The organism is Qipengyuania sp. NPDC077563 (genome assembly GCF_044901345.1).
Taxonomy (GTDB): domain Bacteria; phylum Pseudomonadota; class Alphaproteobacteria; order Sphingomonadales; family Sphingomonadaceae; genus Qipengyuania; species Qipengyuania aestuarii.
This window is the reverse complement of sequence record NZ_JBJDPC010000002.1, coordinates 901,590-920,587: the sequence shown is the minus strand read 5'-3', so window position 1 is coordinate 920,587 and position 18,998 is coordinate 901,590. Positions and strand designations below refer to the sequence as shown.

The following is an 18,998-nucleotide window of genomic DNA, read 5'->3' as shown; positions in this document are numbered from 1 at the left end:
TCTTGCCCGGCATGTGAATACGCATGTCTGACAAAGAATTAAAAAACATCGCCCTGCTCATCGATGCTGACAACACGTCACCACGCGGCATCGATCCGGTCCTGACCGTCATGGCGGAACTGGGCCAGGTCAATATCAAGCGAGCATATGGCAATTTCGCCAAGAACAACCTCGCTAAATGGGACACGATAACGCACAAGTTCGGCATCCGGCCGCAGCAGCAATTCGACCTCACTGCTGGCAAAAATGCCACCGACATGGCCATGACCATCGACGCCATCGATCTGCTTTATCAGGGCAAGGTCGACGGTTTCGGGATCATGAGCTCCGACAGCGATTTTACGCCGCTTGCCACGCGGCTGCGCCAGGATGGCCTGATCGTCTACGGTTTCGGCAGCAAGAATAAGACTCCGGATGCCTTCAAAAGTGCTTGCACGAGGTTCATCGATATTGATGCTCTCATTGCCGGCGCGGACGAAGAGCCCGCAGCGGAGAAAAGCAAACGCTCCGGAGGCAACGGCCAGATCGATGAAGAACTGGTCGAATTGCTGGGGACTGCCTGGAAGGCTGCCAAAAGGGACGACGAAGGCTACGCCCAGATGGGCGAGGTCGGCAGTCTGGCAGGCAATCGATCAAGCTTCGACGTTCGGAATTACGGATTCAAACGATTGTCTGATCTGCTGGAATCGATGGATCAGTTCAAAGTCGAGCGCCGTGACAACACTCTTTACGTGAAGCGTTTACGCTGAACGAAAAACGGCGCGGATTCGAAAGAACCCGCGCCGCGAATAACAATGGTAATGGAGCGGAGCGCTTTTACATTCCGCCCTTCTGAGCTGCGTAGATCGCCCAGAGATTAGCGATATCCCTGCGAGCGCCTTCAACTTTACCAAACGTTTCGTTGGCTTCGGCGTATTTGCCCTGATCGAACTGAGCGATCCCGAGACGGGTCAGAACCACTGGCGTTTCAACGCCGCTCATCCCCAGAGCCTTCGAATAGAATTCTTCGGCTTCTGCTGGCTGATCGTAACTGAGGAAGGTGTCACCCGCCACGACGAGCGTCTTCAACGTCGCACCAGATTTGCGTGCGTCTGCAGCCAGCGCCGAGAGGCCCTGACGGTCGGCCGCGACGCGACCAGCAGCTTCCTTGCGGGATTCGATCAGGAATGGATCACTCTTGTCGACATTACTAAGGGCGAAACCTTCGTCGATCGCACTGACCACCTCGCCCGGATAGCGGCGAGAGTCCAGAAGTTCGATGTACTCTGCCAGAACGCGCGTATCGTTGTAGCTGTTCAACCGGCGCGAAAGACGAAGAAGATCAAGAGCATCCGCATTGGCGTACCCACCCGAATTCAGCGTGATAATCACTGCGTCACCCCAGACCGAAGGACTGGGATAGTTTTCGGCTAGCATCGCCACGTACTGACGCGACTGTGGCTGAAGATTGTTCTCATATGCCTGTGCCAGCCCGACACGGATCAGCTGTTCGGGTACCGGCTCGCCAGCAGCTTTCAGCCCGTCAATGGTTTGGCTTACATAGGCCAAACCTTCTTGGGTTTGATCGGCATTGAAATAAAGATCGGCGATCATCCGCTGCATTTCCGGCTTGCCGATCGTTTTTTGCGACCCATCCGACATTGTGGCAGTGGTCGAATAATTGGCTGCAATCGCGCTTTCGAGGGCTTTTCGCGCTGCTGGAATGTCGTTGCGACCGCTATAGGCCTGATACGCAGCAAAACCGATCTGTCCGGCGAGTTCAGGCTCCAGAGTGCCGCTTTCCATCATCAATTCGAGACCACGAATACGCATATCCTCGTCGCCGATCTTGTTGCCGATGTTGAAGAGCGCTCCACCGGTCGCGCGCTTTTCATCCGGGCTTGAGGTCGCAGCAATCAGAGCCGGTACGGCAGCCTTTGCCGCGGCGGCGTCTGGTGTCTCCGCCTTCTGAACCGCGTCAATCGGCTGGTACGCAGCAAGGAACTCCTTGCTGTACTGACCCTTCTGCTCTTTCTCTTCCTTCTTTTTCTTCTGTGCAAAAGCTGGCGCTTCAAGCGCGGTCGCGCCCAGCGCGCCCGTGGCAGCGATCACGAGGGCCATGGCCACTGCGGAAGACGGCCGCGAAGCCTTGTTAAGACGGGTAAAAATCATTCGTAAACTCCCAAAATGTTAGGATAGCGCACCGTGCTAGCAGGGTGGAAAGCTCATCGAACTTGCCATTGCCGCGTGCGCGCAATCATTGCAAATAAACTGAGGATTTTGCCCTGAACGGCATTTGAATAGCGATCTTGTGCGCAGTTCATGCTTATCTTCCGTCCGGACACAACCCATATGTGGAAAAAGCGCCGGACATGGACCAATGGTTCCCGGCTTCGGTGGCGCATCCCGGCCTTCTGTCCTAGGGTTCCGCTCTGAAAATCTGTCTTACACAGTATATGGAATGGTTTAGCTTTGGCTGACGACATCGACACGATCGATTCCCCCGTACCGGGTGGCGAAGAACACACACGCATCGACATCGTCGAGGAAATGAAGACGAGCTATCTCGATTACGCGATGAGCGTGATAGTGAGCCGCGCACTTCCCGATGTGCGTGACGGTCTGAAGCCGGTTCACCGCAGGATCCTCTTCGCCAGTAACGAAGGCGGTTTCGTGGCGGGCCGGCCATTCCGCAAGAGCGCCAAGATCGTGGGTGACGTGATGGGTAACTATCACCCTCACGGTGACGCCGCGATTTACGATGCTCTGGCCCGCATGACGCAGGACTGGTCGCTCCGCGTCCCCCTGATTGACGGGCAGGGCAACTTCGGTTCCATGGATCCCGATCCGCCAGCTTCGATGCGTTACACCGAGGCCCGCCTGGCCCGTGTTACGAACTCCCTGCTCGACGATCTCGACAAAGACACAGTCGACTTCGCGGACAATTACGATGGGTCCCGCCGGGAACCGACTGTCCTTCCTGCTCGGTTCCCCAACCTGCTCGTCAACGGTGCAGGCGGTATCGCGGTCGGTATGGCGACCAACATCCCTCCGCATAACCTCGGCGAAGTGATCGACGGTTGTTTTGCGTATATGGACAATCCCGCCATCACGAGCGAGGAATTGTTTGAGATCATTCCGGGGCCCGATTTCCCCACCGCGCCGCTCATTCTTGGCAAATCAGGCGCCCGCGCAGCGTATACGACCGGACGTGGATCGATATTGCAGCGCGCCCGACACGAGATCGAGGATAAGCGCGGAGACAGAAAGTCGATCGTGCTCACCTCCATTCCCTTCCAGGTCGGCAAGAGCGGACTGGTCGAGAAGATCGCCGAGGCTGCCAAGGACAAGCGCATCGAGGGCATTTCCGACATCCGTGACGAATCAAGTCGCAAGGGTGTCCGCGTTGTTGTGGATCTGAAACGCGACGCGTCGCCTGAAGTCGTGCTCAACCAGATATGGCGATACACCCCAGCTCAGGCGAGCTTCCCTGCCAATATGCTGGCGATCAGCGGCGGGCGTCCTGAAGTTCTCACTTTGCGAGAGTTTATCCAGGCCTTCATCACGTTCCGTGAAGAGGTCATTACCCGCCGTACCAAGTTCGAGCTGAACAAGGCGCGAGACCGTGCGCACATCTTGCTGGGTCTGGTCGTTGCCGTGTCCAACCTCGACGAGGTCGTCGCGATGATCCGCAGCGCCCCTACTCCGGCCGAAGCGCGTGCTCGCCTGCTCACCAAGGAGTGGCCGATTGGGGACATTGCGCAGTATATCCGCCTGGTTGAGGCGATAGAGCCGAACGCTGAACAGGAGGGCGGAACATACCGTCTGTCCGAGCGGCAGGTCAAAGCCATCCTCGACCTTCGCCTCCACCGCCTGACGGCCTTGGGGCGAGACGAGATCGGCGACGAACTCAAGGAACTGGCTCTATCGATCGAGGAATATCTCTCGATCCTGGCTGATCGTGTCAAACTCTATGGTGTGATGCGCGCTGAACTCGAAGAGATCAAGGCGGCCTATGCCACCCCGCGCGTATCCGAGATTGCGCCGGCTTGGGACGGCATCGACGACGAAGATCTGATCGAACGTGAAGAGATGGTCGTCACGGTTACTCACGGCGGCTACATCAAGCGGACGCCGCTGGATTCCTTCCGCGCCCAGGCGCGTGGTGGTAAAGGCCGCAGCGGGATGGCCACCAAGGACGAAGATGCCGTGGTGGAAATGTTCGTCACCTCGACCCACAATCCCGTGCTATTCTTCACGAATACGGGTCGCGTTTATCGTAAGAAGGTGTGGAAACTGCCCGAAGGCAGCCCGCAGACGAAGGGGAGGCCGATGGTCAACCTGCTTCCTCTGGGAGATGATGAGCGGGTAACCAACGTACTTGCGCTACCGGAAGATGAAGGCGAGTGGTCGAAGCTCAATATCGTATTTGCGACCGAGCAAGGCATGGTCCGGCGCAACTCGATGGACTCTTTTACAAACGTGCCCAGCAACGGCAAATATGCCATGGGTTTTGTGGAAGACAGCGGCGATCGTCTCATCGGCGTCGAATTGCTCACCGAAGATCAGGAAATCTTCCTGGCATCGGACTCGGGCAAGGCAATTCGCTTCTCCGCAACGGACGCCCGCGAGACCAAGAGCCGGACCGGTATCGGTGTTCGCGGTATGAAGCTGAAAGACGGTCAGAAGGTCGTCTCGATGACGGTCCTCGATGCTGGCGAGCGCGATACGGAAGTACGCGAAGCCTATTTGCGTGCGGCCAACTGGAAGAACAACGATAACGAGCCGACGCTCGACGAAGAAAAGTCGGCAGAACTGGCTGAGACTGAAGAATTCATTCTCACTCTGACTGCCAACGGATATGGCAAGATCTCTTCCTCATACGAATACCGCACCATCGGTCGTGGCGGTATGGGGCTGACGAATATCGGGGAGCCGTCGAGCAACCCCGACCGGAACGGGCCGGTCGTCGCCAGCTTCCCGGTGAAGCACGGTTCGCAGCTTATGTTGGTGACTGATCAGGCGAAGCTCATTCGCATGCCGATAAAATTGCGGCATCTGGTCGAAGGCGGCTTCGAAAACCACGAAGGCTTCTCGATTTCGGGCCGCGGTTCGTCCGGTGTTCGTATTTTCAACGTCTCCAAAGGCGAACAGATTGTCGGCGCTGCACTGATCGACGAGACAGAAGAGCCGGAAAACGAGGCCGAAGAAATGGTCCATGATGAGATCGCAGCGCGCGGTGGCGGGTTGAACCCCACTACCCCGCATACGACTGCGCATTCGGACCGTAATATCGAGGACGAACCGGGAGGTTAGACCGGGTCCCTTTTCGTCACACTTGCTGCTTTCGGAGTGTCTGAACCACTCCGGTCACGATGAGAAACTGGCCGCTGTAATAGAGCGGCCAGATTATCCATGCGGTCAGTTCATTTGAGACATGCGAGGACTCCTGCGCGAAAAGCACCAGATCACTTGCGACAAATAAGACTGCGCCCACTCCAACCCGATATCGCGGGAAGGTACTGATCCACGCCGTTCCTGCCATCGCCCCTAGAAGCGAGGCATAGAAAGTAGCGAGCAACCAATTATCCAAGGGATATGTCAACATACCTGCGATAGCTGGAGTAACGAGAAGCAACGCCAAGCCTGCCATCTTTTGGCTGGCGCTGGTCGGATGGCGCATGTGGCTCAGAAAAAGATAGGCCGCTGTGAGGTGGCTTAGCGCAAAAACTAGGCCACCTGCAAAAAAGCTGAATTCCAGAGCTACATCGCCCAGGGCCCCGAGGGCCATGACCGAGGCGATCAGAACGCGCCCCTTTCCTTTTCCGCGATGGCCCGCATAAGCGGCGAGAAATGCGATGCCCGCACCTTTCCACAAAGCCATCCATGCCCCGCCCACCTTTCCGTCCATAGCCAAGAAGTAGCTGATCGCAAACAGCAGGCTCAGCAGAAGGTATGGCCGATGGTCAATCAAGGCGCGCTTTGTCATCGCGCATCTATTCCCTTGATACCGGGTGGGTGCAAGCTCTAGGTGCGTAGCTGCAATGACACATGACATCCAAATTATCGGAGGCGGCCTCGCGGGAAGCGAAGCGGCCTGGCAATTGGCTAAACGTGGCTTCAAGGTAAAGCTATCTGAAATGCGCGGCAGCGGGGATATGACCGCCGCGCATCAGACTGAAGGTCTGGCCGAACTGGTCTGCTCGAACAGCTTTCGATCAGACGATAGCGACAAGAATGCCGTGGGCCTCCTTCATGACGAGATGCGACGTCTCGATAGCATCATTATGCGTGCCGGAGAGGTTTCCCGGGTCCCGGCCGGCAGTGCCATGGCCGTAGATCGCGACGTATTTTCTGCCGAAGTCCAGCGGACACTCGAAGAACATCCCAACATCACCGTTGTTCGCGAACGGGTTGATGCGCTACCAGTGACCGGCCTCACAATAGTGGCAACCGGTCCCCTTACGGCCCAAACACTGGCGGAAAGCATCGTGAAAGCCACTGGTCAGGACCGGCTAGCGTTTTTCGATGCCATTGCGCCCATAATCCACCGGGACAGCATCGACATGTCGAAATGCTGGATCCAGAGCCGCTGGAACAAGCGCACCGAAGCATCGAACGAAGAAGGCGATTATATCAATTGCCCGATGACGAAGGAGCAATACCATGCCTTTCATCAGGGCCTGATGGACGGCGAGAAAACCGAGTTCCGGGAATGGGAGGCGGATACCCCCTACTTCGATGGCTGCATGCCGATCGAAGTGATGGCGGCTCGCGGGATAGAGACCCTTCGTTATGGTCCGATGAAAGGCGTTGGTCTCGATAATCCTTACGATACAACGGAGGAGCACCCGCAGGGTCGCTGGCCTTATGCCGTTGTCCAACTGCGTCAGGACAACAAGCTTGGCACTTTGTGGAACATGGTCGGCTTCCAGACGAAACTTAAATACGGCGCTCAAGTCGAACTGTTTCGAACCATACCAGGACTCGAAAATGCGGAATTCGCAAGGCTTGGGGGGCTTCATCGCAATACATTCATCAACTCGCCGCTTGTTCTTGATCGCCAGCTCCGGCTACGCGGCGCCGAACATATCAGGTTCGCTGGTCAGATAACCGGTTGCGAAGGCTATGTGGAAAGTTCGGCCGTCGGTCTGCTGGCCGGAATGATGGCCGCGAGCGAATTGACTGGAGCTTATTGGACACCTCCTCCGCGCACTACAGCTTTCGGTGCCCTGCTCTCCCACATCACGGGCGATGCCGAAACAGAAACCTTTCAACCGATGAATGTCAATTTCGGATTGTTCCCGCCGCTCCACGAGGTGAAAAAGAAGCAGCGCAAGGAAGCCTACACCTCCCGAGCCAAGGCAGAGCTTGGAGAATGGATTGCAGGCATGGACGTCGTCCCCGCCTGATCAGCAGGCGCAGCTCCGCTTTTTCGTAGGTTTTGGTTTCGTGGTGGCGAATTCAGCCGGCGAGAGCTCCCGGTTGCCATCGGCGTCGGCGCCCTCGAACTTGTCGACCGTCGCTACCGCCCATTCCTCGAATGTCAGTAGATTGTTGCCATCCTTGTCGAGCTTGCGGAACCCATCGGATCTGGTGGAGAGCATTTCGCTCCGCGTTATCCGCCAATCGCGATTGCGATCATAACGAAAGAAACGGCGCTGTTCTTTTGAAAGCTCGGTCGCTTCTGGCGGCGCTGGTCCAATCGCATTAAGCGGATCGGCAATGGGTAGCTCGTCGGGATCAACCTTTTTAACTATGTCGTCTTGAGGCGGAGGAGCCGCCTCTTCAACTTCGGCACGCCCTTCCCACCAGAAAAGCCCGATCGCGAGAAGAAGCAAAGTTAAAAGCGCCCCTAATACCAAGCTTTTCATTGCTCACCTGTCGCAGATACAGAAGACCCCAGATTTACTTTCCCGTAAACCACAATCTTAGAGCGACAAAGGGACTTTTTCGATCACCAAGCATCGGAGTGCCGCCTCTTTCAAGACTTCGCCTAGCTAAGCCACCGAGTATGGCGAGAGGTCTTAATTCAAGACTCGTCTTGGAAGTCCCCTCAAACTCGGTCTTCCAGTGTTCGATAGCCCATTCTCTGACTTTTGGATGAGGAGAATAATTCGTTAAATCAGAAAATGCCCACAATGCTCCGTACATTCGTGCAGCATCAACATCTTGCTCACAATCGAGCGACTTAGCAATTGCTGCACCAAAATCAGCTCTGCCTTCAACGAACGCTGAGCCGCTGCCACGGTCGTCGATTAGGGAATCCCATCCGTCGACTAAATTTACCAATTGCGAAGCATCCGTTCCCCAAGCTTCAGCTAACGAACGCACTAGTGGATCTTTCGCTCGAAATCCTGCTTCCGGAACCGTCAATTGATCGCGCCACCAAGCCATACGTATTTGAGCCAAAAGCGGCTCTCTCGCGCTTAGTGCGATCGTCCCGAGAACGGCATCCAGTTGAAACGATGCACGATACAGATCTTTCCTCTTCCCCGCGCCTGTGAGGGCGAATCTGACAGCATCGTTGAGTTCGGCCATTTATTCCAATTGCCGAGGAAAGGCGCTGTCAACAATCCTAAAGCGACGATTCGTCGTTTAACACTCGTTGAGAAGAGCTCCTGTCAAACCCTTTTCATTCGGATCGTCTACAGGGGTCAGAGTTCGATCGTCGCGAATGATAAAGGCGGCCTCTTCTCTAAATGTAATATCGCGAGTGAGCGAGTTAGAAAATACCGCGGGATATTCGTAATAAACCTCGACAAACATTACAGCCTCGCCGGACGGAGCAGTTACCTCGCGGCCTACTTCACCCATCCCGTTAAGCCGAGGACCGCTTTTGCCATTCTTGTCTGAATCATTGCCATAGGCGCTTTCGACGTCTTTATCTCCATAACAGCGTTGCCAATGGATAAACTGTCGATCAAGCACGTCATCATATTCGAGACTACTTAATATAACCCTTCCATTCTCAGCAAATGAGATCGATTTTCCTTGCTCTTCGGCACCGCGAAGTACCGCATTGACTTCGTTCTCACTTATCGTCGGAGCGAGCGCGGTATTGTCAGTCTGGCCCAGACGAGATGCGTTGTCGGCAACAGATAACGCAATCTGACTCACTCGGGTTTTCGTAACCGCCAAGTTGGCGATTTCGAAACCGACCATCCCTAACGATAGAAATACCGGTGTAACCACCGCGAATTCAGTTAACGCGATACCGTCAACTTGCCGCCAAAGGCTGCGTATGTTGCTTGCAATTTTGCTCCACGACCGAGCAAAGTTGCTCCTCTCGATTGCCCTTAGCTGCATATTTCCACCGTATTACCGTAGCCTTCTTGTCTTTCAAAAGGCTGGTTTTTTTTCACAAATGTAGCCGAGAGCGTTCTTGTCGATTCCCCATCGTCATAGAAAGGGATTGCGAATAAAGGCTTGTATTCGGCACTGACTGTATAAACCACCACATCGCTAGCATTGCCGTTGCCTTCTACGCCAATGTCTTCGTCCCATTGGCCGTTGCCGTTTTCGTCATCGTAGTTTTCATCATTATTACAGACGCCGTCTCCGTTTGTATCTCGAAAACTTTCACTTCGACTGATGTCCTCGAAATCGAAGTAACTGACGCGCTTAGGAGTTAGCTTCGCGTTTGGGGCGACGCGCTGCACAATTTTCTCTAGCTCTGCGTCCGCGAGAGCCACATCTCTTGTTTCAAGTGATGCTGCTCGGGCCACCTCTTGCGCCGCGCCATTTAAAACGGCTTGGGTGTAAGCTGCTTGGCCAATGTCCATCATGCCCAGCACCATCGTTATGAAGACAATGGCGATAAGTCCGAATTCCATAAGAGCGCTGCCTTCTTGATCGGCAACTAAGGAGTTCGAAAGCGACCTTCCAACCATGATTTCCCTCCTACGATTCACATCGTGATCCGAAGTTCGCCGACGTTTTTAGCGATATCTTGGAACGCTTCATTCAATTCGTCTGAGCTTGATGCCTGAAAAGCGCTGTCCGGCGATGCACAGGCTTGCAAATCACCATTCAGGCTCGAGCCGAATGCGATGACCCAAATTCGGATACCCTTCGCGCGCACAGCCTGGCAGACAGCGCGAAACCGGCTTGTGTGGCGATCACGCTGATTTGTCTGCCCGTCGCTCGTGACGCGTTTATCGTAATATTCAAATCCGTAAGAGGAATGAATCACGGAACTCGGCTGCATTTCTCCGTCAGTGAGAAAGATCATGTGACGGGAGACCTCGGCACCATTGGCAGGGGCCTCCATAACATTCGAAGCGAACATGCCCGTGGGAGATATTAGTCTTCCCCCCCACAGGATGCCGAGATCCAGATAAGTACTCCCGTTCGGGTTCAAAGCATCCGCTTGATCCTTAAATTCGCCCCTGTCTCTTTTCGCGAGCAGGGAAGCTTGTGACGGACAGAAGGCGTCGCTCTTCAGCCCTTTATAGTCTTCGTCACGATTGAAATAGTTCGTGTACCACTGCCGGTAATAAGAATTCCAATATCTCTCGCCGCGGAAATATGATCGTTCTGGCCAAAAAGGGCGCCATTTCGACTCTGGTGATCCATCGGGAGCGGAATCGATGTCCAAATCCCAAGTGTAAGGCGACATCCCTGTCAGCGAGCTAAAGCTAAAACTGTCGGCCGCTTCCGTTTCCCGCTCTTCGATGCAACCGGCCCAAGTGTAGCTAACATTGCCCGCGTCGGAGTCGCGATTTCGAACAGTGACGGGAGAAAAAGTCTTATAACGGCTGACGTCAACAGTGATTTTTTTGTAAAGCCACCGCCGAAAATCATTCTCATCTTCCCGCTGCGCCCAGATGGGATCTTCCGTCCAAACTTCGTCAACGAAATTCTTTCTTGTCTCATCGCGATAAGCTGGCTTGAAACTATTGCGACCATCAGACTGACACGAATAAGCGCGCCGAACCTGAGTCACATAAGTACGTTCGCGCCTAATACGCTGCTGAGCAGAATTTATTTCTTCTATTGTTTCTTCTTCTGGTCCACCATAGTTGGTCCAATTTTGATTATTTGGTAGGGAATTCCTACATTTCGAAGCATTTGTTTGATTGCCGTACTTTATCCATTCGGTATCTTCTGGATCTGTCACCCCAGGATTAGTAGAGTATACAGCTGGTTTATAGCCGACTACTGTCCACTTCCAGTTGAACTCAGGTTGACGAGATTGGATGTCCATCTGGTCGACAATCCATTCAGGCTGAAGGAGTCTGCCAACGTTGACCGACGAACTGTAAGGTACAAAACCGTAACGGATGCGCGCATTGGTGCCGTCGGCCGATTCTGCTACGGTATCGTAAAAGTCCATCATCGCGGATCTTAAGAAAGTAATCCGCCTCTTTGAATCGTCGCTTGTACTCCATCCTTCAACGGTTGAGTTCATCGAGCCGGTCGTGTCGAGCACCATCATGACATCGGCGTTACCCATCGACATGCTGGCGCTGCACGAAACACTCAAGGGGATGGTATCATACCCAAATATCCGCATGAGTGTCGTGTCGACTGAAGTGGAAACCGTAGCTTCCACTGTATTTCCGTTATCGGAGCTGGTCGGGTTGAATTCCGGAACTTCGAAGTTCGATGCGCCAGCCATATTAACGTTGAAATAGCTTCGCGCTGCTTTCAAGGCATTTTCATCAAAGCCATCGGTACCCACTCTCTTGCGGCCAGCAAGAACCCCGGCATCGCAGGCGTTTTGGAGCTTGTTACGGACAAGATAGCCGCGAGACGCGTCCACGCCGCCGCCCACCAATCCAGCCAGGACGAAGATGGCGGCCGCAGTCAGCGGGAAGACGTTACCAGCTTCGCTTTCCCGAAGCTGTGAAAGCATTCCTCGATATTCACGCACCATATTCGTAACCCCAAAGGTTCTCTACACTTTGGGGAGATGCGTAGCGTCATGTTCGCTAATATTTCGCTAAGGCGGATGGTTAAACCACCCGCCCTGCTCAGTCGCGATAGCAGACTTTCTTGGCCGCTTTCACGATCTTCGGCGTATCGATCAGCGCCAGTTTCTCGAGGTTTGCGGCATAGGGCAGAGGCACGTCCTCATCGCATACGCGCGTGACCGGGGCATCGAGATGGTCGAAGCCTTCTTCCATACAGATCGCAACGATTTCCGAAGCGATCGAGCAGGTCGGCCAGCCTTCTTCGGCGATCACCATGCGATTGGTTTTCTTCAGGCTTTCGAGGACCGTTTCCTTGTCGAGCGGGCGCAGCGTCCGCAGGTCGATCACCTCGGCGTCGATGCCCTCTTCCGCCAGCTGTTCGGCAGCCTCCAGGGCGAGCCCAACCGCGATCGAGTAAGACACGATTGTCACGTCCGAGCCTTCACGCACGATCCGTGCCTTGCCGATCGGAAGGACGTGGTCATCAAGTTCCGGAAGCTCGAAGCTGCGCCCGTAAACAAGCTCGTTTTCGAGAAACACGACAGGGTCTTCGCAGCGGATCGCAGCTTTCATAAGGCCCTTTGCATCGGACGCATCGTAAGGCGCGATCACGATCAGGCCCGGGACACTGGCATACCACGGACCGTAATTCTGGCTGTGCTGCGCGCCAACGCGGCTCGCTGCGGCATTCGGACCACGGAAAACGACCGGGCAGCGCATCTGGCCACCGGACATGTAATTGGTCTTGGCTGCCGAATTGATGATGTGATCAATCGCCTGCATCGCGAAGTTGAAAGTCATGAACTCCACGATCGGACGCAGACCACCCATCGCAGCGCCCGTCCCGATACCGGCAAAGCCATATTCGGTAATCGGCGTGTCGATCACGCGCTTAGGGCCGAATTCGTCAAGCAGGCCCTGCGTGACCTTGTAAGCGCCTTGATACTGGGCGACTTCCTCACCCATGACGAAAACGCGTTCATCACGGCGCATTTCCTCGGCCATCGCATCGCGCAGCGCCTCGCGGACTGTGACGGTCGCCATATTGGTGCCGTGCGGGATCTCAGGATCCTTTACGTCAGTCTTTTTAGCGGGCTTGGTGATCTCGGCTTCGGACGCGTCGCGGCCGACATCCTTGCCCTCGCCCGGGACGTCCTCGCTCTCGGGAGCCGAAGCGGCAACTTCGGAAGCGTCTTCGCCCTCTGCCGCGAGCATCGCGATGACGGTACCGACAGCTACGTTCTCCGTACCTTCCGCGACCAGAATTTTCCCGAGCGTGCCTTCGTCGACAGCTTCGAATTCCATGGTGGCCTTGTCGGTTTCGATTTCGGCAATGATGTCACCGGCGACGATTTCGTCACCTTCCTGTTTGAGCCATTTTGCTAGCGTTCCCTCTTCCATTGTGGGAGACAAAGCTGGCATTTTCAGTTCGATCGCCATGGCTCAATACTCCTCCACCAGAACATCGGTGTAGAGCTCGGATGCTTCCGGCTCCGGAGAATTCTCAGCAAAATCCGCGGCTTCGCTAACGAGCTTGCGGATATCCTTGTCGATCGCCTTCAACTCTTCTTCCTTGCTGCCCTGCTCGATCAGGATCTTTTTCAGGTTTTCGATCGGATCCTTGTGATCCTTCATGTCCTGGACCTCTTCACGCGACCGGTACTTTGCAGGGTCGGACATCGAGTGGCCGCGATAGCGATAGGTTTCGCATTCCATCAGGACGGGGCCCTTGCCCTCGCGGACATGTTTGAAGGCGACCTCGGCGGCCTGACGCACTTCGAGCACATCCATGCCGTTGACCTTCATGCCCGGAATGCGGAATGCAGTGCCGCGGCGGTAAAATTCTGTTTCGGCAGAGCTGCGGCTGACGGCCGTACCCATGGCATACTGGTTGTTTTCGATCACGAAAACAATCGGAAGCTTCCAGAGCGATGCCATGTTGAAGGTTTCGTAAACCTGCCCTTGGTTGGCGGCACCATCGCCGAAATAGGCGAGGCAGAGACCACCATCCTCATTGTACTGATGAGCGAGCGCCAGACCGCCTCCGAGCGCGACTTGCGCGCCGACGATGCCGTGGCCGCCGTAAAACTTGTGCTCGGTCGAGAACATATGCATCGACCCGCCCTTACCCTTGGAAATGCCGGCCTCGCGGCCGGTCAATTCGGCCATGATGACCTTGGGGTCGATTCCATAGGCCAGCATGTGGCCATGATCGCGATATCCGGTGATGACGCTGTCCTTATCACCATCGAGCGCGGATTGCAGACCGATGGCAACAGCTTCCTGACCGATATACAGATGGCAGAAGCCGCCGATCAGTCCGAGCCCGTAGAGTTGCCCGGCGCGCTCTTCGAAACGGCGGATCAGAAGCATCTGCTCGTAGAACTTGTGCATCTGCTCAGGCGACGCATCGAAGCGCTTGCTCTTTTCGAACTCCTCCTGAAGGGAGCCGAGAGCGAAATCGTGGTTCTCCGCGGGGCTGCGCGGCGTGCTGCTTTTAGGGGCCTTGGCCAAAATATCTCGTCCCTTTTCCAGTCGGGGAATTCTCTCGCTGCGCCTATAGCCACAGCGCCGCGCAGAGCGCAACGGCCCGCTTCATCTGCATACGAAAACCTTACGGAATTGCCGAGCTCGAGCGCGGCCGATCAGTCGTCCAGCTTGATTACGACTTCGTCCGGATGGACGACATTGAGCTGGCTGCGAAGAAGTTCGCCGACCATGTCGGGATCCGCATGATCGGGATGCAAAAGAGCGACCTTGTTTTCCAGAGCCGCGCGATCTTTCTCAAGCGCAGCGAGCTGGGCTTTGCGCTGATCAAGCAGGCGGAGATTCTCGCTCCACGCAAGAAGCCCGGACGGCCCTGCAATCGCCAGGCCGCTGATGACAAGCAGCACGAAAAGCGCCGCGCTTTGCGTCGCCTTTTGCTTGCGCACCAGATCGAGTCTGCCCCTGCTTCTCATCGATTTCACAGAATCACAGTTGCGACCCGCGCGCAAGCCGGAATTTCGCGCCCGAAGCCAGGCCGTTCGATCGATGGGATGAGATTGAGGATGCGGAACATCAGCCGATCGAAAACCGTTGGATTCTTGACAGTGCCAAACGTGAAATGTATTTGGTTTCTATTGAAACTACTTAATGGACAGAGGATTTCCCATGCCCGACCTTTATGAGAACCCTATCGGCCTCGACGGATTTGAATTCGTTGAATTTTGCGCGCCGGAAAAAGGCGTTATCGAACCGGTGTTCAAGGCCATGGGCTTTATCCAGGTGGCCAGCCATCGTTCGAAAGATGTCCATCTCTGGCGCCAGGGCGGGATCAATCTCATCATCAATTATGAACCGCGAAGCGCGGCTTGGTATTTTGCAAGAGAACACGGTCCCTCTGCTTGCGGAATGGGGTTTAGAGTCCGCGATGCGAAAAAGGCTTACGCCGAATTGCTCGAGCGCGGTGCGGAGCCGGTCGTTGTCGAAAACGGCCCCATGGAACTGCGCATCCCTGCAATCCGCGGCATCGGCGGAGCGATCATTTATCTGATCGACCGTTACGCGGAACAGGGCGAAAGCACGCTGTCGATTTACGACATCGATTTCGAATATCTCGATGGCGTCGACAAGTGGCCGAAGGGCGCTGGGTTCAACGTGATCGATCACCTGACCCACAACGTGTACAACGGTCGCATGAAATACTGGGCCGACTATTATGAAAGCCTGTTCAACTTCCGTGAAATCCGCTTCTTCGACATCAAAGGGGAATATACTGGCCTGACCTCGAAGGCGCTTACCGCTCCTGACGGCAAGATCCGTATCCCCCTCAACGAGGAAGGCGAAGGCGGCAAGGGCCAGATCGAAGAGTTCCTTCGCGAATTCAATGGCGAAGGTATCCAGCATATTGCGCTGATCTGCGACGACCTGATCAAGGCGTGGGACAATCTCAAGGATCTCGGCGTTCCGTTCATGACCGCCCCGCCCGAAACATATTACGAAATGCTGCCCGAACGTCTCCCCGGCCATGGTGAGAACGAGAACGAACTCAAGATGCGGGGCATCCTGCTCGACGGAACGACCGAAGGCGGAAAGCCGCGACTTCTGCTGCAGATCTTTGCAGAAGCTCAGGTCGGCCCTGTCTTCTTCGAGTTCATTCAGCGCAAGGGCGACGACGGCTTCGGTGAAGGCAATTTCAAGGCGCTCTTCGAAAGCATGGAAAGGGACCAGATCAAGCGTGGCGTCCTCAGCGTAGAGGATGCGCAGACCGTGGATGCGGAGCCAGCAGAATGAGCGCCCCTTCTGCACATCCCGTAAAGCTCGGCGGCGTCCATCACGCGGCCTATCGCTGCAAGGACGCCAAAAAGACCGTCGAATGGTACGAAAAGGTGCTGGGCATGGAGTACACCACTGCCTTTGCCGAGGATCATGTTCCGTCTACCGGTGAATACGATCCCTACATGCATGTCTTTCTAGACGCAGGTAATGGTAACATCCTCGCCTTTTTCGAATTGCCGAACCAGAAGGACATGGGCCGGGACGAAAACACTCCCCAGTGGGTCCAGCATCTCGCGTTCAAGGTCAAGAACGAAGAGGAACTGAACGCAGCCAAAAAGCATGTCGAAAGCCTTGGTATCGACGTCCTCGGGCCAACGCATCACGGCATTTTCAAATCGATATATTTCTTCGATCCGAACGGCCATCGCGTAGAACTGGCTGCCGATATCGGGACGGATGAGCAATATGCCGAACTGAAGCGCGTGGCACCGATGATGCTGGAAGAATGGAGCGAGACCAAGAAGGCCCCTCGTCACGCCGACTGGCTCCATGAACTGGCACGCCAGGAGCATGCCCAGAAATAGCGCGTCCTTGTCCGCCCTTCGGCGGCGTTGAGGAACCTGAGAGGCGACTGGTCGTTGCCCTGCAAAGGGAGCTTGCTTAGTGAATTATATCGGAACGCTGCGCGATCAGCTTCAGTCGATGGGAAAGGGGTTCATAGAGGCCCTGCCCAGCATTGCGATCGCCTTGTTCATCATTCTGCTGACCTGGATCGTTGCCCGGTTCGCGGTGCGCATTTCCGATATGATCGTGGGCCGGACGGAAATCCGGACCAGTCTCAAGAATCTGGTCGATACCGTAGTCAAGCTGACGATATGGGTAATTGGCCTTTTCATCGCGGCTGTCGTGGTGATGCCCGACCTAACCTTCGCCAGCCTGCTCGCCGGCCTCGGCATCGGGGCGGTCGCGATTGGTTTCGCCTTTCAGGACATCTTCGAAAACTTCTTTGCCGGCATTCTCATCATGCTGCGGGAGAAGATGCAGATCGGCGACGTGATCGAGTGTGAAGGCATCACAGGCAAGGTCGAACATATTACCCTGCGTGAAACGCACGTCCGCAAGCTTTCGGGCGAACTCACCGTCGTTCCCAATTCCATCCTGTTCAAGAATCCGGTGGAGATCCTGACCGATGTCGAACAGCGCCGCCACGATGTAGTCGTTGGCGTTTCCTACGACACCAATCTCGACCACGCAGCGGACGTAATCCGCCGGGCCGTCGAGGGGGTGGATCTGGTTCTTGCCAGCAAGGGCGTCGATATTTTTGCGCAGGAGTTCAATTCCAGCTCCGTCGATTTTCTCGTCCGCTGGTGGGCTGGTGCCGCCCCTCGGGCGGGATGGGAAAGTAAGGACAAGGTCGTCCGCGCCATAAAGGCCTCGCTTGACGAGGAAGGAATAGAAATTCCGTTCCCTTATGTGACGCATACCTTCAAAGAGACCGTGCCCATTAGCCAGTTGGGCGAGAGTTCGAAGCCGACGCCCTAAGGCGCCAATCGAACCAGATTATTGGAAATTGGCAGATGAGCAATGCGTCGCGGCTTTCGCGCAAACAGGAGTATGCGCTCGCTTTCGCTGCGGCGGTAGTGACCGCGAATGCCTATTATATTCATCCCATAATTGGTGATGTCGCGGCATATTTCGGTGTCAGCGAAGCGCGCATCGGAATTGTCCCGGCTCTCAACCAGATCGCGTTGGCAATCGGGATACTCTTTCTGCTTCCTTTGGGAGATCGCTATTCCAACCGGCGGCTGACGATCATCTTCTCCATCGGCCAGACACTTTCACTCGCCCTGATGGCGTTCTCCGGCGGATTTTTCGGCTTCACTGCCGGATCCACTCTTCTTGGCTTCTTCACGATCGCCCCATATCTGCTGCCGGCCTATGCTTCCAAGAGGGTCGCTCCGGAAAGGCTGGGCCAGGTCACCGCCCTGCTCACCGCGGGGGTGATTCTCGGCATTCTCGTGGCCCGAGTCGGTGCTGGCTGGGTTGCTGAACATTATGGCTGGCGTTTGGTTTACTGGATCGCGACCGGCCTCATGCTCGCCGTGACCCTAGCCCTTCCCCGTCTGATGGAGAGCGGCGAGCGGGATCGGGGCGGCGAACCTTACGGTAGGCTGGTCCTCTCGGTCTTTCCGGTCGCTCGGAAGCATAAGGAAGTGCTGCTTTCCGGCACGATCCAGGCCTTGAACTTCGCGCAATTTATTGCGCTGTGGCTTGCGCTCGCGCTCTATCTCACCGGCCCGCTGGGATATGGAACTGATGTCGTGGGCTATCTTGCCGCGATTGCCGCCGTCAGCATTCTTTCCACCCCTCGTCTCGGCCGCTGGGCAGACGCCATCGGCCCGCGCAAGGCGCGCGTAATCTTTGCTCTGATCCAGCTTGTCGGCATGGCTCTGTTCCTGCCCCTTGGCGGCAGCCTGTGGGGATTGCTGGTGCCGCTCGTGATCGTCAATCTCGTCGGTCCGCCGATCGATGTGACGGGCCGCATGACGTTTCTTGCACTCCAGCCTGACCTGCGGACCCGGCTGACGACTGTCTACATTGTCCTCATGTTCGTCGGAGGCGGGATCGGGAGCATCTTTGCGACCTCCGTCTATGGCAATCTGGGCTGGACAGGGGTGTGCGCATTGCTGATCGCATCATCAGCAATTCTGACCCTGCTTGCATGGCGGGCGATGAAACTGGGGAAATGATGGTGCGCCCGACAGGATTCGAACCTGTGGCCCCCAGATTAGGAATCTGGTGCTCTATCCGACTGAGCTACGGGCGCTTCAGCACGGCTCT

Annotated in this window: 17 protein-coding genes and 1 tRNA gene; 7 read left to right on the top strand and 11 right to left on the bottom strand. The window is 55.7% G+C overall.

Annotation, left to right across the window (positions count from 1 at the left end):
* The first annotated feature begins 23 nt into the window (after window positions 1-23).
* Window positions 24-749, top strand: coding sequence for an NYN domain-containing protein (locus ACI2I1_RS10460; RefSeq protein WP_224811562.1), 726 nt, complete (start codon window positions 24-26; stop codon window positions 747-749).
* A gap of 67 nt (window positions 750-816) precedes the next feature.
* Here ACI2I1_RS10460 and ACI2I1_RS10455 read toward each other — a convergent pair whose 3' ends face one another.
* Window positions 817-2,151, bottom strand: a complete 1,335-nt coding sequence (locus ACI2I1_RS10455) for a hypothetical protein (protein WP_404679043.1) — start codon at window positions 2,149-2,151, stop codon at window positions 817-819.
* A 300-nt stretch (window positions 2,152-2,451) separates the two neighbouring features.
* Between ACI2I1_RS10455 and gyrA the strand changes: the two genes are divergently transcribed.
* The gene (gene gyrA / locus ACI2I1_RS10450; protein WP_404679042.1) at window positions 2,452-5,295 is read left to right on the top strand and encodes a DNA gyrase subunit A; all 2,844 of its coding nucleotides are present in this window, start codon (window positions 2,452-2,454) and stop codon (window positions 5,293-5,295) included.
* A 16-nt stretch (window positions 5,296-5,311) separates the two neighbouring features.
* On the opposite strand, the gene ACI2I1_RS10445 is transcribed toward gyrA, so the two are convergent.
* The gene (locus ACI2I1_RS10445) at window positions 5,312-5,968 is read right to left on the bottom strand and encodes a lysoplasmalogenase family protein (protein ID WP_404679041.1); all 657 of its coding nucleotides are present in this window, start codon (window positions 5,966-5,968) and stop codon (window positions 5,312-5,314) included.
* A 55-nt stretch (window positions 5,969-6,023) separates the two neighbouring features.
* Here ACI2I1_RS10445 and trmFO point away from each other — a divergent pair, with 55 nt between their 5' ends.
* On the top strand, window positions 6,024-7,391 hold the full coding sequence (gene trmFO, locus ACI2I1_RS10440) for a methylenetetrahydrofolate--tRNA-(uracil(54)-C(5))-methyltransferase (FADH(2)-oxidizing) TrmFO (protein WP_404679040.1): 1,368 nt from the start codon (window positions 6,024-6,026) through the stop codon (window positions 7,389-7,391).
* Here trmFO and ACI2I1_RS10435 read toward each other — a convergent pair whose 3' ends face one another.
* From ACI2I1_RS10435 to ACI2I1_RS10400, 8 genes are all read right to left on the bottom strand, one after another.
* Entirely contained in the window at window positions 7,392-7,853 is a 462-nt protein-coding gene (locus ACI2I1_RS10435) for a hypothetical protein (RefSeq protein ID WP_404679039.1), read from the bottom strand. It abuts the gene before it with no gap.
* Between the two features lie 34 nt (window positions 7,854-7,887).
* Window positions 7,888-8,520 (bottom strand): hypothetical protein, encoded by a 633-nt coding sequence (locus ACI2I1_RS10430; protein WP_404679038.1) that lies wholly within the window; start codon window positions 8,518-8,520, stop codon window positions 7,888-7,890.
* Window positions 8,521-8,577: 57 nt separating this feature from the next.
* Window positions 8,578-9,144 (bottom strand): pilus assembly protein TadE, encoded by a 567-nt coding sequence (locus ACI2I1_RS10425; RefSeq protein ID WP_404679037.1) that lies wholly within the window; start codon window positions 9,142-9,144, stop codon window positions 8,578-8,580.
* 134 nt (window positions 9,145-9,278) lie between these two features.
* Window positions 9,279-9,872 (bottom strand): TadE/TadG family type IV pilus assembly protein, encoded by a 594-nt coding sequence (locus tag ACI2I1_RS10420; RefSeq protein WP_404679036.1) that lies wholly within the window; start codon window positions 9,870-9,872, stop codon window positions 9,279-9,281.
* A 17-nt stretch (window positions 9,873-9,889) separates the two neighbouring features.
* The gene (locus ACI2I1_RS10415) at window positions 9,890-11,839 is read right to left on the bottom strand and encodes a pilus assembly protein TadG-related protein (protein ID WP_404679035.1); all 1,950 of its coding nucleotides are present in this window, start codon (window positions 11,837-11,839) and stop codon (window positions 9,890-9,892) included.
* A gap of 118 nt (window positions 11,840-11,957) precedes the next feature.
* Window positions 11,958-13,337 carry a pyruvate dehydrogenase complex E1 component subunit beta gene (locus tag ACI2I1_RS10410; protein ID WP_221541605.1) on the bottom strand — a complete coding sequence of 460 codons (1,380 nt, stop codon included), beginning with the start codon at window positions 13,335-13,337 and terminating at the stop codon, window positions 11,958-11,960.
* Between the two features lie 3 nt (window positions 13,338-13,340).
* A complete protein-coding gene (gene pdhA / locus ACI2I1_RS10405; protein ID WP_404679034.1) occupies window positions 13,341-14,411 on the bottom strand; it encodes a pyruvate dehydrogenase (acetyl-transferring) E1 component subunit alpha in 1,071 nt (356 codons plus the stop codon).
* Window positions 14,412-14,542: 131 nt separating this feature from the next.
* Complete coding sequence (locus tag ACI2I1_RS10400) at window positions 14,543-14,857, bottom strand: septum formation initiator family protein (protein WP_404679033.1); 315 nt, start codon at window positions 14,855-14,857, stop codon at window positions 14,543-14,545.
* A 193-nt stretch (window positions 14,858-15,050) separates the two neighbouring features.
* Between ACI2I1_RS10400 and hppD the strand changes: the two genes are divergently transcribed.
* The 4 genes from hppD (at window position 15,051) to ACI2I1_RS10380 (ending at window position 18,907) form a co-directional block, all read left to right on the top strand.
* Window positions 15,051-16,172 (top strand): 4-hydroxyphenylpyruvate dioxygenase, encoded by a 1,122-nt coding sequence (gene hppD, locus ACI2I1_RS10395; protein ID WP_404679032.1) that lies wholly within the window; start codon window positions 15,051-15,053, stop codon window positions 16,170-16,172.
* Window positions 16,169-16,741, top strand: a complete 573-nt coding sequence (locus ACI2I1_RS10390; protein ID WP_404679031.1) for a VOC family protein — start codon at window positions 16,169-16,171, stop codon at window positions 16,739-16,741. Before hppD ends, ACI2I1_RS10390 begins: the two co-directional genes overlap by 4 nt.
* A 79-nt stretch (window positions 16,742-16,820) precedes the next feature.
* Window positions 16,821-17,699, top strand: coding sequence for a mechanosensitive ion channel family protein (locus tag ACI2I1_RS10385; protein ID WP_404679030.1), 879 nt, complete (start codon window positions 16,821-16,823; stop codon window positions 17,697-17,699).
* Between the two features lie 35 nt (window positions 17,700-17,734).
* Window positions 17,735-18,907, top strand: a complete 1,173-nt coding sequence (locus tag ACI2I1_RS10380) for an MFS transporter (RefSeq protein WP_404679029.1) — start codon at window positions 17,735-17,737, stop codon at window positions 18,905-18,907.
* Here ACI2I1_RS10380 and ACI2I1_RS10375 read toward each other — a convergent pair.
* Window positions 18,908-18,984: transfer RNA gene (locus ACI2I1_RS10375), tRNA-Arg, on the bottom strand.
* Window positions 18,985-18,998 lie beyond the last annotated feature (14 nt).